This is a genomic window from Wolbachia endosymbiont of Oryzaephilus surinamensis (assembly GCF_025617515.1).
Taxonomy (GTDB): Bacteria; Pseudomonadota; Alphaproteobacteria; order Rickettsiales; family Anaplasmataceae; genus Wolbachia.
This window is the reverse complement of the sequence record NZ_CP092526.1, coordinates 1,553,152-1,567,537: the sequence shown is the minus strand read 5'-3', so window position 1 is coordinate 1,567,537 and position 14,386 is coordinate 1,553,152. Positions and strand designations below refer to the sequence as shown.

14 protein-coding genes and 1 pseudogene are annotated in these 14,386 nt (G+C 34.1%); 4 read left to right on the top strand and 11 right to left on the bottom strand.

Going from position 1 to position 14,386, the window contains the following annotated elements; translation table 11 throughout:
- Nucleotides 1-35 precede the first annotated feature (35 nt).
- The 5 genes from MJ631_RS07305 to MJ631_RS07285 all read right to left on the bottom strand — a co-directional run bounded on the left by MJ631_RS07305 (nt 36) and on the right by MJ631_RS07285 (nt 4,271).
- Entirely contained in the window at nt 36-548 is a 513-nt protein-coding gene (locus MJ631_RS07305; protein WP_262986306.1) for a hypothetical protein, read from the bottom strand.
- A gap of 198 nt (nt 549-746) precedes the next feature.
- Nucleotides 747-1,694 (bottom strand): IS110 family RNA-guided transposase, encoded by a 948-nt coding sequence (locus MJ631_RS07300; RefSeq protein ID WP_262986230.1) that lies wholly within the window; start codon nt 1,692-1,694, stop codon nt 747-749.
- A gap of 214 nt (nt 1,695-1,908) precedes the next feature.
- The gene (locus tag MJ631_RS07295; RefSeq protein ID WP_262986305.1) at nt 1,909-2,172 is read right to left on the bottom strand and encodes a hypothetical protein; all 264 of its coding nucleotides are present in this window, start codon (nt 2,170-2,172) and stop codon (nt 1,909-1,911) included.
- A 57-nt stretch (nt 2,173-2,229) separates the two neighbouring features.
- The gene (locus MJ631_RS07290; protein WP_007302203.1) at nt 2,230-3,492 is read right to left on the bottom strand and encodes a pyruvate dehydrogenase complex dihydrolipoamide acetyltransferase; all 1,263 of its coding nucleotides are present in this window, start codon (nt 3,490-3,492) and stop codon (nt 2,230-2,232) included.
- Nucleotides 3,493-3,776: 284 nt separating this feature from the next.
- Complete coding sequence (locus tag MJ631_RS07285; protein ID WP_149168710.1) at nt 3,777-4,271, bottom strand: WBM0748 family T4SS-associated protein; 495 nt, start codon at nt 4,269-4,271, stop codon at nt 3,777-3,779.
- 236 nt (nt 4,272-4,507) lie between these two features.
- Between MJ631_RS07285 and MJ631_RS07280 the strand changes: the two genes are divergently transcribed.
- Complete coding sequence (locus MJ631_RS07280; protein ID WP_214303185.1) at nt 4,508-5,458, top strand: hypothetical protein; 951 nt, start codon at nt 4,508-4,510, stop codon at nt 5,456-5,458.
- Nucleotides 5,459-5,582: 124 nt separating this feature from the next.
- On the opposite strand, the gene ftsH is transcribed toward MJ631_RS07280, so the two are convergent.
- From ftsH to MJ631_RS07270, 3 genes and pseudogenes are all read right to left on the bottom strand, one after another.
- Nucleotides 5,583-7,412: an ATP-dependent zinc metalloprotease FtsH gene (gene ftsH / locus MJ631_RS07275; RefSeq protein WP_214303184.1), complete on the bottom strand. Its 1,830-nt coding sequence runs from the start codon at nt 7,410-7,412 to the stop codon at nt 5,583-5,585.
- A 12-nt stretch (nt 7,413-7,424) separates the two neighbouring features.
- A pseudogene (locus tag MJ631_RS08175) lies at nt 7,425-7,587 on the bottom strand (tRNA lysidine(34) synthetase TilS); the annotation flags it as partial.
- 42 nt (nt 7,588-7,629) lie between these two features.
- Complete coding sequence (locus MJ631_RS07270) at nt 7,630-7,941, bottom strand: hypothetical protein (RefSeq protein WP_262986304.1); 312 nt, start codon at nt 7,939-7,941, stop codon at nt 7,630-7,632.
- 142 nt (nt 7,942-8,083) lie between these two features.
- Here MJ631_RS07270 and MJ631_RS07265 point away from each other — a divergent pair.
- Nucleotides 8,084-8,876, top strand: a protein-coding gene (locus MJ631_RS07265) for an IS5 family transposase (RefSeq protein ID WP_395460333.1) whose coding sequence is annotated in 2 segments (ribosomal slippage) — nt 8,084-8,347 and nt 8,349-8,876 — 792 coding nt in all. Because the reading frame shifts where the segments join, the coding sequence is not laid out codon by codon here.
- Here MJ631_RS07265 and MJ631_RS08095 read toward each other — a convergent pair.
- The 3 genes from MJ631_RS08095 to MJ631_RS07250 all read right to left on the bottom strand — a co-directional run bounded on the left by MJ631_RS08095 (nt 8,871) and on the right by MJ631_RS07250 (nt 11,553).
- On the bottom strand, nt 8,871-9,509 hold the full coding sequence (locus MJ631_RS08095; RefSeq protein WP_318032087.1) for an AAA family ATPase: 639 nt from the start codon (nt 9,507-9,509) through the stop codon (nt 8,871-8,873). The two genes, MJ631_RS07265 and MJ631_RS08095, sit on opposite strands and share 6 nt — an antisense overlap.
- 129 nt (nt 9,510-9,638) lie before the next feature.
- Complete coding sequence (tilS, locus tag MJ631_RS07255; RefSeq protein ID WP_214303182.1) at nt 9,639-10,931, bottom strand: tRNA lysidine(34) synthetase TilS; 1,293 nt, start codon at nt 10,929-10,931, stop codon at nt 9,639-9,641.
- A gap of 142 nt (nt 10,932-11,073) precedes the next feature.
- A complete protein-coding gene (locus MJ631_RS07250; protein ID WP_017532347.1) occupies nt 11,074-11,553 on the bottom strand; it encodes an OmpA family protein in 480 nt (159 codons plus the stop codon).
- 272 nt (nt 11,554-11,825) lie between these two features.
- Between MJ631_RS07250 and MJ631_RS07245 the strand changes: the two genes are divergently transcribed.
- Both MJ631_RS07245 and MJ631_RS07240 read left to right on the top strand, forming a co-directional pair.
- Nucleotides 11,826-13,244 (top strand): gluzincin family metallopeptidase, encoded by a 1,419-nt coding sequence (locus tag MJ631_RS07245; protein WP_214303181.1) that lies wholly within the window; start codon nt 11,826-11,828, stop codon nt 13,242-13,244.
- A gap of 20 nt (nt 13,245-13,264) precedes the next feature.
- Nucleotides 13,265-14,332: a rod shape-determining protein gene (locus tag MJ631_RS07240; protein WP_064085834.1), complete on the top strand. Its 1,068-nt coding sequence runs from the start codon at nt 13,265-13,267 to the stop codon at nt 14,330-14,332.
- Nucleotides 14,333-14,386 lie beyond the last annotated feature (54 nt).

Below are 14,386 nucleotides of genomic sequence, written 5' to 3'. Positions count from 1 at the left end.
CTTAAGCAATTGTTATTCGAAAAATCCAATAATGATTAGCCACGGAACCTATTTGCTAATTCTCTCACATTAACCTTAGACATTTCTGATGTAGGCTCTTGTGTATATGAGACATCAGATTTAACGCCTTTTTTGTCATGACCTTTAGTAATAGAACATACTACAGTATCAGCCTTTACATGCTTAACACTTGGATCTGATTGAAACCCATGCTTTCTTTCCATTTGTGCTTCAAGCTTACTGCTATCATGTGTAACCCTACACCTTTCTAGATTACGGTCACGTTTGTCAGGAGCTACATATCCATCTATATCACTACATAAGAACGGGCGCACTTTGAACCTGTCTGAACTAACACCATTTTCAACACTTGCAGAATTATGAGCTTTTCTATTATTGCGCATTTTATCTACAGCTTCCTTTATTTTTTCTTTTGATGGTTTTGGCAGCAGTGCTGGCTTATATGCACATGCTGGTAGTTCTGGAAATGAGTCCTCCTGAAACAGCAAATGACTTTGGTTTCTCTTACTATCTGATTCTTCAATCAACTATGTTTTTTTTTAATTTTTCATTTGTATAATTTTGCAACTTTACCCAACCATATAGATAATAAAAACCCGTTTGTCATAGAAACAGAATTCTATATCAAACAGCTACTGCAACAATTTTCGTTTAAGCTATGTGAACAAGCACTTTAAGTTTATGTGGATGCACAATATTCATTTCAATTACTGCTATGTAAATTTTTAAACATTCAAATTAATTGCCTCTTTAAGCCTTGCATTAGCAATTACTATAATTTTACGCATTAGAGCTGTTATAGCTACCATCTTCTTCTTACCACTTTCAACAAGCTTAGAATAAAAGGTGCCAAGTGCAGATTTGGACCTTGCAGCAGACATGGCAGATGTAAAGAGCTTTGAACGAACATTACTTCTACCTCCTATAATCCTTCGGTAACCAACAGTTTTACCACTTTCCCTAGGATGAGGTGCAACTCCGGCAAGACTTGCTACTTCTTTTCTACTTAAGTAACCAAGCTCTGGCATTAAACACAGAAAATCTTGTGATAACTTTTTACCTATTCCAGAAACTGTTTTAAGGATTTTTTGACGTTGTTGTAGTTCATGGCTTCCATCAATAATTTTTTGTATAGTATCATTGAGTTCGTTTATTTGACTATCGAAAAATTCAATGGTCTTCTGACAACTTTTCTTTATATGATCATTTTCAGGAGCTTCCAGTCTACACTTTTCCTGAGCTCTCATTTGCGTAATGTCATCACGACGTTGACAAAGTGCAACCAGGGTTAATTGTTCTTTTGATGTAGGTACAAATAGAGAGAGAGTTCTATGGCGTTCAAATCCATATTGAGCAAGAGCCCTCGCATCTGATTTATCAGACTTTGCTACAGTTCCGTGAGACAAGATAAAGCTTTTTACTTTACGAGTATTAGCTCGATGTACTGCAATATTCTTGTCAATAAGAAAATGTGACAAACCAAGCTCATATTTTCCTGTGTTTTCCAAAGTTACTAAAGAATTAGGTAGAATATCTGAAAACTTTTGAAATAATTGTTGCCAACCATCAGAATCATTGTCAAATTTGACAGCGTTCTTCTGTTTGTGAATTGCAACGACATTTTTAAATTTTCCGATGTCAATGCCAATAAAATTTTGATAAGATGTAACCATAATAAACCTCGATAGTTTTAGTTAATTTAAGATTGTAAACGGGTGCATATATATGTCCCAAGCAACTATTCAAACGTATCGAGAGATGGGCTAGTGTACCTTGATTTAAACGGTTGTAGTACCAATATTCTTCCGGTCGCACACGCCCATGATAGTCCTATTCCTATAGTGAGTAGGGCTATCTTTCCCTCTTATCCTCTTTTATATCACATTTTCAACTTACAATATTCTTTATTGGTGTCTTGAAAGAGTTTTCATTTTTCTTTCTTAGATCCAACTCATTTAATCCGCTTCCAACATTATTTTTTCTTGTTGTAGTGTGAATAACACCTGGAAGTTTCACTTCATACTTAAATTTTTTACCAATGGTATCTATTGACTCATTAGATGAGGAATCTATTTGAAACCTATCGTTTGAAAATTTTGATTTTGTAGCATCAAAAGATATACTACGTTTTTCTATCTTTTTATAAGTCATATTTTACCTCTAAACCTATTAACTAATAAAAGTATAAACTAAGAGGTATTAATTTTATTATAATAATAAAGGCTCAAGAAGCATCACCGTAGGGTTTTCTATATAGTACTTAAAGGCATTTAAAAATTTTGCTCCGAGTGCTCCATCAACTGCTCTGTGGTCAACAGAGAGAGTAACTGTCATTACCTCTGCTATCTCTATTTTTTCACTTATGACAACTGGTTGTTTTTTAGATGCGCCGACAGCCATAATGCAAGACTGTGGTGGATTGATTATAGCACTGAAAGTTTTTATACCAAACATGCCTAAATTAGAAATGGTAAACCCTCCTCCTTGAAATTCTTCAGGCCTTAATTTTCCAGATCTTGCTCTATTTACTAAATCTTTCACTTCTTTTGATATAGATAAAACACTTTTTTCATCAGCATTTTTTACTATAGGAGTAATCAGTCCATCCTCAAGCGCTACAGCAATTGAGATATCTATATTTGAGTATCTTACTATTTTAGTATCTATCCACGATGAGTTTATATCAGGAAATTTTTTCATGCTGAAAGCCACAGCTTTTATAATTAAGTCATTAATTGTTACTTTATTGTTCTCATTTGCTGAATTAACCTCATTTTTGAGCGATATTAGCTTATCAACGTGGCAGTCTACAGTTAAATAAAAGTGTGGAATATTTTGCTTAGATTCAACTAGGCGCTGCGCTATCACTTGGCGCATATTACTTACTTCAACTGTTGTATTTTCCTCAAATCTCTCATAGCTTTTAGTTTGATCTAAAAATTCTAATACATCAGCTTTGATGATACGACCATATGGACCTGTACCTTTTAATCGCTTTATATCAACACCTTCATTTTGAGCTATTTTTTTAGCTAAGGGGCTTACTTTTATTCTATTTTCTGTTGCTCTATCCTCTTTTTTAGATCCCAGTGTCACGCACTGGGATGACATTAAAGAGCTAGATGAAATCGAAGGGTTGGATGATACTGAAAAATCGGCTTCAACCTCCTTCTCAACCTTGGTATTGATGGCAGAAGCTAAATCAAGTGCGCTTTTATCTTCCCCTTCCTCTAACATTAGAGCTATCAGTTGATTTACAGGCACGCCACTTGTTCCTTCCGACACTAAAATTTTTGCCAAAACTCCTTCATCGACAGATTCAAACTCCATTATGGCTTTATCAGTCTCAATTTCAGCGATTACATCACCTATTTCAACTTTATCTTGTTCTTTTTTACACCACTTTACAATTTTTCCTCCAGTTTTACTCATTGTTGGGGAAAGAGCAGGCATCAATATTTCTATAGGCATTTATTCTGTATTAAAAGATCTATTTAACTTTTAATTTACTCTTTACCCTATGTCAATCTAATCGTAAATTATGATACTTATATCATCCTAGTACGTGATGCTGGAATCTTGGTTGACTACTGTTATCCTACTATTTCTATTGCTTAGTCCTAGACAGAGTACAAATAGTAAGATCATCATGAAAATAGACGAATCTGTTATAATGGAAATAGAAAAATGTAGTGCTTACTATCCTCTCACAAACATATAGCTTGGGTACAGAAAAAATTTATATGAGGAGCTGGTTAAATTGATAAAAGATCAGAATTAATAGTAGTTTCCGAATCTTCTGTAGCAGGCTCTTCATGTGAAGCAGAGGACAGACTAACTTCTTTATCCTCTGTTCTCTGTATAGAACTACCACAAAAACTCCTTAACATCTCTTCAGCAGATGAATTTAAAATCTGTATAATAGACTTTTCACTTTGTTCTTTCAGCGATTGATCCATTCTAGAAATCAACTCGGAAAATTCACTACCTTCTTTTCTAGCTTCACTTTCTATCTTATTTTTTATGCTTTCTATATTACTTTGGTTAATTTCTTCTTTCGTTATGTTAAATGAATTAGCAATACCTTGATACTTAATCTCACAATCGCCACAGCCAACTATGCAAAGAGCAATAGAATCGGATATTTCACCTGCAGCCGAATTATGGATAGTGTAAGCTAAGCAATTGTCATGATATTTAATGCCAAGCTGTTGCTCTATCAATTCAGAAATTTCATTTTTTAAAGACATAAAGTACCTCCTTCTTACATTACTGTACCTTCTGATTAAAGTACAACAGCTGCTCCTAAATAGCAATCCATATATGGTTTACTTTAATAAATTATTAAAGTAAGAAGCTTTTACATCCTAAAACATAACTGAGATAAGCCAATGTAAAAAAATTTTTAAACGAGAATTATTGTATATATATTACTTATTTGGTAAAATTATTTTGGCAAAATAGCATATAAAAGTTGAGGCTAATTATGAATATTAAAGAAGGAAAGGATTTACAACAGGAGTTATTAGGAATTGTTTTCAATATACTCATAGAAAGTGAAGATAGCGCCATAGAAGCTATGGAAACAAGAGCAGTAGAGATAATTAAAAAACTAAAGGAACACATTAATGATTATATAGAGTATGGTGGTCAAAAAAAGCCAATTTTAGATTGGGTTATTGTTTGTGATTCTCAGAATAATGTCAGACTAAATAACAAGTCGCTATTAAAATTTGAGAAGGCAATTAAGGATATTGGAGGAAGAGCAACGCTAAATGAAATAGAAAGTATAATAAGGTTGTTAGTAGAACAAGCACAGCTAAATCATGTTAGAATTAGAGGTGAAAGAGAAGTACCACTAAACTTCTTTGAGGAAAACATAATAATGAGAGAACGAAGAAGGGCAAGAGAACAACAAATGCGGCCAAATTTTGTTAGAGAAAGAGAAGCGTCATTGAATCTCTCTGGAAACAGGAGTGAAAATATAAGAAGACCAGGAGAACAAATGCAGCCAAGTAAAGTATCACTAAATCTCTCCGAAAATAGGGATGAATATACAATAATGAGAGAACGAAGAAGAGCGGGAAGGCGAATGCGGCCAAATTTTGTTAGACGTGAAAGAGAAGTACCACTTAGTTCAAAAATAGGACAATTAATTGGTGTAGTTTCATCCATAATTGTAGGTGCTTTCATTGGTATAATGGTTGGTATGGTCATTGCTGGTTTATGTATTGAGCTTTGTGTAATCACCACTGCAGAACCGATTCTTCTCATCATGGGTGCTACTGCTGTTATAGGAGCTATTGTAGCAGGAACTGCTCCTGTATTAAAGCTAATAGAGATGTTTAAAGGTCAAGAACCTAATCTTTCTCCTAGTAGCGGTCTGGAAAGCTCTAATACTGAACATACTTATTTAAATAGGCAAAGAGTTATTTAGAAAAAAATTGGAAGAATGTTCAAAAAAGTCCATTTATAAAATACATCGGCTTAACTATGATCTTATAACTTAAGCTAATTAATTAAAAATTTTTGTTTTAGCGGTTAAATAAAGCCAGATCTTATTAGAGAGAGGATCTTCTTATCTCTTCTTTACCTTCATTTTCATTTCTAACAATTTTTTTTCCACTTAATATGTCTCTTATTTCATCTCCTGTTAAAGTTTCAAACTCCAGTAGATTTTCAGCAATGAGCTCCAAGTCTTTCCTACGCTTGGTTAAAATGTCTTTTGCTTTTTCATAGCAAGAAAATACAACTTTCTTTATTTCCTCATCTATAAGTCTTAACGTATCTTCAGAAATTGTCTCAGAATCATGTGTGATTTGTTCACGATTGTGATATATTGGCCCTATTTTGTCGCTCATTCCCCATTTTGTCACCATAGCACGTGATAAATCTGATGCTAGTTTTATATCTGAAGATGCGCCGCTTGTGACTTTATCATAGCCAAAAATTAGCTCTTCTGCCACACGTCCACCCATTGCAACAGTTATATCTGCTAGCATCTTTTCTCTTGTGAGGGACACTCTATCTGTTTCTGGTAGTCTCATAACTAAACCAAGTGCTCTACCACGTGGAATAATTGTTGCTTTGTGTATAGGATCAGAAGCAGGCATATTAACTGCAACTACTGCATGACCAGCTTCATGGTAAGCAGTAAGCTTTTTTTCTTCTTCTGTAATGACTAAGGACCTTCTTTCCATGCCCATCATCACTTTATCACGTGCATACTCAAAATCATCCATGGTAACAATTTTCTTATTTCTTCTTGCAGCAATAAGCGCAGACTCATTCACTAAATTTGCTAGATCAGCCCCTGAAAAACCTGGCGTTCCCCTCGCAACTGTTTTTACGTTTACATCTGGTGCTATCGATATTTTCTTTATATGCGTATTTAATATTCTCTCACGCCCATTTATATCAGGTAAAGAAATAGTAATCTGTCGGTCAAAACGACCAGGTCTAAGTAGTGCTGGATCTAGGACGTCTGGACGGTTAGTTGCAGCAACTATTATCACACCTTCATTAGACTCGAAACCATCCATCTCAACCAGTAACTGGTTTAATGTTTGTTCCCTTTCGTCGTTACCGCCACCAAGACCGATGCCGCGATGCCTACCCACCGCATCTATTTCGTCTATGAAAATTATACAAGGAGCATTTTTCTTGCCTTGATCAAACATATCCCGGACACGGCTTGCACCAACACCGACAAACATTTCAACGAAATCAGATCCAGAAATACTAAAAAACGGTACATTAGCTTCACCTGCAATTGCACGAGCAAGTAGAGTTTTACCAGTTCCAGGGGAACCAATTAAAAGACATCCTTTTGGTATCTTCCCACCTAACACTTGAAATTTTTGCCTTTGTTTAAGAAAATCAACAATTTCAACCAACTCTTCTTTTGCTTCATCAATCCCAGCAACATCATCAAATGTCACTTTTTTTCCAGTAGTCATAAGCCTAGCTTTTGATTTGCCAAAGCTTATAGTTCTATTACCTCCTGCTTGCGTTTGTTTAAAAAGGAAAAGCAATAAACCGATAAAGATAAGCGTCGGAACCCATTGAATAAGTAATCCACCAATTATACCTATTGCAGAGTCTCCAATTGAAAAGGAGAACTTCACTTTCCTATCATGCAAACTTTTTATTAAGTCACTATATATAACACCACTTGAGTTAAAGGCTGACCCATCCCTAAACTTTCCTTCGATGCTTTGGTTTCTTATTGTAACATTTTCTATATCATTATCTTCTAGTCTAGTTAAAAATTCTGAAAAAGGTATGGTTGTTTTACTCTTACCTATACTTCCGCTAAATTGAATATAAGCAACTGAAATAAGAATAATAATCACTAACCAGATCAATAAGCCTTCTAAAAATTTTTTCATTTACATTTCTAACTAAACACTAATCAAGCTTACCAAATTTTGTTTTATCGTGCTATTAATAATCATCGAACCTTATCATCACAGTATTTTTCCGTTATAATTTACATCAGGATAAGCAACCACCTTTCCATTTTTTCACTGTTGGAAAAGAGTAGTAAACTTTAGAAAAATAATTACAAATTTAAAAAGTTGTTTTTCACTGCAATAAGTATATGTGTTATGTACTGGTAAGATGCTGCTGCATATAATTTTCTACAGCAGGTTGTAGTAATGCACTTATTACATTATTACCTGTATTGCTCGCTTTTCTATTCTTGAATTTTTTATGTGTACTATTAAACTCTTCAAGTGCTTTTGTAAAATCACCCATGCTAACAACAGGTTCTTCTATTTTTTGCTCTTGAGTACGCCTTACGGCATTATGCTTGGCCTCATTTACTAAATTAGATAACTCAGCGCCTGAATAGCCTTCAGTTTTTTCTGCAATTTCTTTAAGGTTTAGATCTGATCCAACTGGCACATTCTTCATATAAAGATCTAATATCTTTTCTCGTGAGCCCAATTCTGGTAGGGAAATATAGATATGCTTAGAAAAACGGCCAGGCCTAAGAACCTGTACATGATCTCAAGAAAAGGATAAATTAAGAGATAGTGAATATAGATTAGGATATATGAGAAGTTTATACCCAAGCGACATAAGTCGAGAAAAATTCAAGATTATTCTACCAGATCTAGAGTCCTGCAGAAGAAAGACAAAGCCAAGAAAGCTTGATTTATATGAAGTATTCTGTGCAGTATTGTATGTCTTAAAAAGTGGCTGCCAGTGGAGAATGTTGCCACAAGAATTCCCAAGATGGAGAAGTTGTTACGACTACTTTAAAAAATGGAGTGAAAAACCAAGCGAAGACAAAAAAAGTACTTTGGAATGTGTGTTAAAAAAAATTAGTTGGCGTGGTCCGACAAAACAATGGTCAGAAAGAGAAAACCAGTTTCTGTATAATTGATGCTCAGAGCGTAAAAAATGCAGATACTGCTCAAAATAAGGGCTACGACGCTGGTAAAAAGATTTCAGGAATAAAACGCCATATTGCAGTTGATACTGAAGGTTTACCACACGCAATTTATATCACAACAGCAGAAATAACTGACCGTAGCAGTGCTGTAAAAATGATCGAAAATGCAAGAGAAAACCTCTCTGAAGTCCAAAATATACTGGTTGATGCGGGTTATACGGGAGAAAAATTTGCAACTCAAATAAAAGATATTATTGGAGCAACTGTTGAAGTGATAAAGCGCAGCGAATTACACACCTTTGCTGTATTGCCGAAAAGATGGGTTGTTGAGAGATCTTTTGCTTGGTTGGAAAAATGTAGGCGATTGTGGAAAAATTGCGAGCGGAAACTCAATACTAGCCTGCAAATGGTTGTTCTAGCCTTTACTGCTTTACTCCTGAAAAGATTATGAACAGGCTCTAAGAAGCGCTTCATCTAAAACTTCACGACGATTAGTTGCAGCAATTACTATTACACCTTTGTTAAAATTAAAACCATCCATTTCGGTCAATAGTTGGTTTAAAGTTTTAGCGCAATTTTCACTTACGTGATGACCAATAGAATTGCGCTTTGCACCTATGGAATCTATTTCATCTATAAAAATTATACAAGGAGCATTCTTTTTTGCTCTTTTAAAAAAGTTGCGTACATGATATACACCTTGACCAACATACTCTCCAACAAGCTCAGAGGCCGAAATACTTTCAAATGAGATATTAGCTTCACCTGCAACAGCGCGAGCAAGAAGTGTTTTACCATTTCCTGGTGGACCATATAAAAGGTAACCCTGTGGTGGTTTAAAACCAACTTTTTCAAACATTACCTTCTTCTCTTGTGATATATCATTACAAATCATACGTAGCTCTTCTTTTATTTCATCTGATAAGATGACATTATTAAGTGTTACTTTTTGCTCACCTTGCTCACCTTCTATTACTTTAGATGGTTTCATTAAATAAATAGCAAAACAAATAGCAAGACCTAATACAACCGCAGTGCATATTACTGAACATGTCACTACAGCAGATGTTATAATAATAGGCATGAAGGATATAGTGGCCGCAGCAGCTTTAATTTTTAAAAAAAGAACATACATAAGATAAATAAAAGCAGCGATTGTTAGACATAATAAAACAAATTTAAAAAATCTTGTCCCACTCATTCTAACCCTTAATTAAATATTAGTTAACTTTAGCAAATTTTCCTTTATTATACTAGCGATAAAATATTTAATCTCGCCATCACTAGTGCTCTTACTATTATGTTTCATACATGGATAAGCAAACATCTTTCCATCTTTTAGGACTACAGGTAAAGAGTAAAAAACTTCAGGGCAGCAGTTGTAATCTTTTAGAAATTCAGGAATTTTTTGTGTTTTCTTTAGCGGAGCAAGAGTTACTGAACACTTCTGATTGCTAAGTATTGTACAGCCAAATCTATTGTCCCATGTAATGGGTTCGCACATAGGCAAATTTACAGTAATTTCTTGTATCTTTGACGATTCTCTAATTATTAAGATATTTTCTCCATATTTTCTTATTTTGCACCCAGAAAGTGTACAGTTAACATTACTACCCTTTTGCAATATTTTATTAAATATTACGATAAGGCTGTTGTACCTTGGTTTATAATGTTTGCTGGCAATTGCCATTATAGAGTAAAGAAGAAGCCTCAAGGCTATTTCCTCTGGCAATTGATAAAATTCACTTAGTTTAATTTCAATATAACCAAAATCATGAACATTAACACAATCATCAAATGCAAGGCGTGTGTAGTGCATCAACGCTTTTGCAGCTCTTTTCATATGAAGTGCTGTAAGGCATATTCGCTCTGTTAGAACATCTTGATTATCACTTGCTTTAAGTAAGTTACGGTATAAAGTTCGTCTGTATTTTAAGTCATAATTGCTTCTATCTTCGATCCATTTTAACCGGTGAAGATTAGCGTGCTTTTCTATTTCACTACGACTAAAATTTAACAACGGCCTAAATATATAAATACCATTTAAGAAAGATTTGTAATCCATTGATGATAATCCATCTACGCCACTACCTCGCTCCAATCTTAATAAGAACGTTTCTGCTTGATCATCTTTGTGATGAGCAACGAGCAAACATTTAACATTATTGTTTTTACACCACTCTGCTAGTAACTTATATCGTGCTTTTCGTGCCTGTAACTGAATATTACCTTTAATATTTTGCTTCTCCCAATTTAATATGAACGATTCCTTTGCTCCAAGTTCTTTTGCATAACTTATAACAAAATCAGCTTCTTTTTGAGACTCTGAACGTAACCCATGATTTACTGTTAATGCTATAGGAAGTGAAAGCTTGTTTTTTTTTGCCCAGTTAGTCATTAAATGCAGTAAGACTATACTATCTACACCACCTGATACTGCAACTGCGATTTGGTTATGGAAAGCAAAGCTATTAGCTATATTTTGAAATAATAACTCTAATTTCATTATGTTTCTTGATGGCCAGATAGTCTCTACGTCATACAGCGACTTATTTGTGGTATATATAGATCCCGCTAACAAGCAGCGGAATTGCTCTCTTTTGTCATCCCAGTGCTTGACACTGGGATCCAGGTTTTAATGCAAGAAACTACTTCTTTATTCCAGAAAATGAAAATTCCACTCTACGATTTTTAGCATGCTCTTTTTCATATTTGGAATTTCTAGAATCATCTTTTACATTAACCAAAGGCTCAGTTTCACCTTTAGAAGCAGTTTTTATTCTATTTTCTAGATAAGGTGTACAGCTGACCATAAATTTTTTAGCTGCATCTGCTCTTCTAGCTCCTAGTGCAAGATTATACTCGTGAGAACCACGATTGTCAGTATGACCAGTTAAAGTGACCTTTGCGTCAGGATTATTTTGTAACACTTCCATCACGTCAAGTAATGCATCTGCACTCACTTCACCGATACTAGATTCATCATAACCAAAGAAAACTCTTTTATCACCTATCTGCTTAACAACAGCATTCATTTTATTTGTCGTATTTACTCCTTTTTTAGGGCAAGAACTTACACCAGTAAGCAGTAAACAAAAACAACACATTATAATCAGTCTACTCCACATCACTAAACCTCCATAAATTTAAAATATAGTGCGTAATTTTAATTTTAGTACTAATAATCCCTCTATACTAGAATAGAGTCAAGGGAAATAAAATACTAAATGTTTTCTTTACAATCTTATAATTAATTTTCTGATAAGATGCTCAGTTCTTAGCAATGAGGTACAATAAAAGAATAAAATACAATTTTTTATTGTACTTTAAGCAAATATACTTTTAACTTTATTATTAATCTATTACGATATTAAGCAGATGTTTCAAAGCAATGATAAAAATGGAATCTTATAAGTTTTTAGAGGAAGTATTACATAAGGTAAGGAATATCGAAAACACACTAAAACTACTAAGCAAAAGCCAATTGAATGTAGAGGACAAAGTTGAACAAATGTGTCTTCTAGAGGAAATCAGACATGAAATTATCTCTCATGATGCAATAAAGGAATCATTAGCGAATGCTCTTAGGAATAAAAAGAGTGCTAATATTCAGCAGCTAAAGTTAATAGAGGGGATACACAAAAGCAGCAGTGCTATTCCTGTTGATTTAGTAAAATCTTTGTCCAAAGCTAAGATTGAATGCCAAAACTTATGGAGGCTAACTAATTCTGAAATTAGTAACTTAGAAAAGCTGAAAGAATGCTTTACTAACCTAATTAAGCTTACTCGTGAAGCAGCTTCTATAAAATCGCAGCAATTAAAGCGCTCAAACTATGAGTCATTGCTTGCTGACTATGACTCTAATATCACAGAAAAGAACATAAAGGAAATATTTCCTAAGCTAGGTAAATTTTTTAGTGAAAATGTAGAGAAAGTAACTCAAAAGCAGAAGAAGGATAAGGTTACTAATATACAAAAAGTTACGGTTCAGAGACAGATTGAACTTGGTTCCTTATTCTTACAGCAAATGAGTGTTACACCAAATGAGATTTCCATTTCTTATTACGATTCTATCGATTATGATGAATCTGACCTTTGTTATGGTTTATTTTTACTTTTACGGCATACTGGTTATGCAATTCATCAAAAATGTTTAGCGCAAAATTCTATAAAGAGCTCAATTACAAAACATATTATGTATGAAACTCAAGGGTTATTCATGGAAAAGATCATTGGAACATCGAGAGAATTTATTGAGTTCATTCAACCACACATAAAGGAGAAACTTTCTACAAAAGGCAAAATTAATAGTAGTGTTGAAAATTTGTATTTGATTTTCAATAAAGTAAATCTTTCATCTTTTTTGAAGAATGCGGATGAATTTAGTTTATTGGCTCACATTATGCTAAGAACTAAATTAGAACAAGATCTAATAAATGGTACGTTAGAAGTTAAAGATCTACACGATAAATGGCTGGAAGGTATGAAGCATTACAAGATTTCAGTAAAAGCTAAAAATGAGCTAGACACTTATTTTCAAGATGAGTATTGGATAAGTGGTGTTATAGGCTACTTTCCTATTAAAGTCATAGCGTTAATCGCTGCTGTGCAGTTTTTTTCTTTCATTAAGAAAAATCATTACGAATTTTTAGATTCTATAGTAAAAGGAGATTTCAGTTTACTTATCGATTGGTTCTCTAAAAATGTATATAGTGCAAATTATGGCTTTTTGGAACAGCTAAAAAAGGTAACAGGTAGGGATTTAGATATTGAGTGCTACACTAGTTACTTATCTGAAAAGTATAATTTGTCTCAATAAATGGTTTTCTTGAGTTGTGTATGAGTTTTGTTCAGAATTTAATCAGAAATTTTTTTACTTTCAAAGGTTTATTTGCTAGCGATATTGCTATAGATCTTGGTACTGCAAATACTTTAGTTTATCAGAAAAGTCAGGGGATAGTGCTTGATGAACCCTCAGTTGTAGCAAGAGTAAAAGAAAAAGGAAGTTACGTTCCTTATGCTTTTGGCAAAAAAGCTAAGATGATGCTCGGAAAAACACCTGGAGAAATAGAAGCGATAAGGCCCTTGAAAGACGGAGTTATTGCTGATTTTAAAAGCGCGGAAGAAATGTTAAAATATTTCATACGCAGCGCAAACACAAGATTCACTGTTAATAAGCCTAATATTATCATATGTGTTCCATCTGGATCTACCCCAGTTGAAAGGCGTGCTATACAAGATGCAGCAGAAAGTGCTGGTGCAAATGAAGTATTCTTAATTGAAGAACCAATGGCTGCAGCAATTGGGGCTGGACTTCCAGTTACCGAACCTGAAGGTTCTATGATTGTTGACATAGGAGGTGGTACAACTGAAGTTGCAATTATTTCTTTAGGTGGAATTGTTTATTCACGTTCTGCCAGAGTAGGTGGTGATATTATGGATGAGGCAATAAAGTCATACATTCGTGAAAATCATAAGTTATTGATTGGCGAAACAACTGCTGAAAAAATTAAGAAAAACGTCGGTTCAGCCAGTCTGCCAGTTGAAAACAACAAAGAGGGAATGATAATTAAAGGCAGGGATTTAGTGAGTGGTATGCCAAAAGAAATGCTTTTATCAGAATATCAAGTTGCAGAGAGCCTAATAGAGCCTGTACATCAGATAATTTCTGCTATTAGAACTGCACTGGAGAGTACTCCACCCGAACTTTCTTCTGATATAGTTGATAGAGGAATAATTTTATCTGGTGGAGGTGGGTTATTGCGCAACTTGAGTAAAGTTATTAGTGAAACAACAAAATTACCAGTTCGTGTTGCAGATGATCCACTTTGTTGTGTTGCCCTGGGTAGCGGAAAAGTACTTGAAAACATGGACTATTTTGGCCATGTTTTATTCAAGCAAGATTAAATTGTTTTTGAAGATCGAATTGTTTTGATGGAATTATGTAATATAAATGAGATC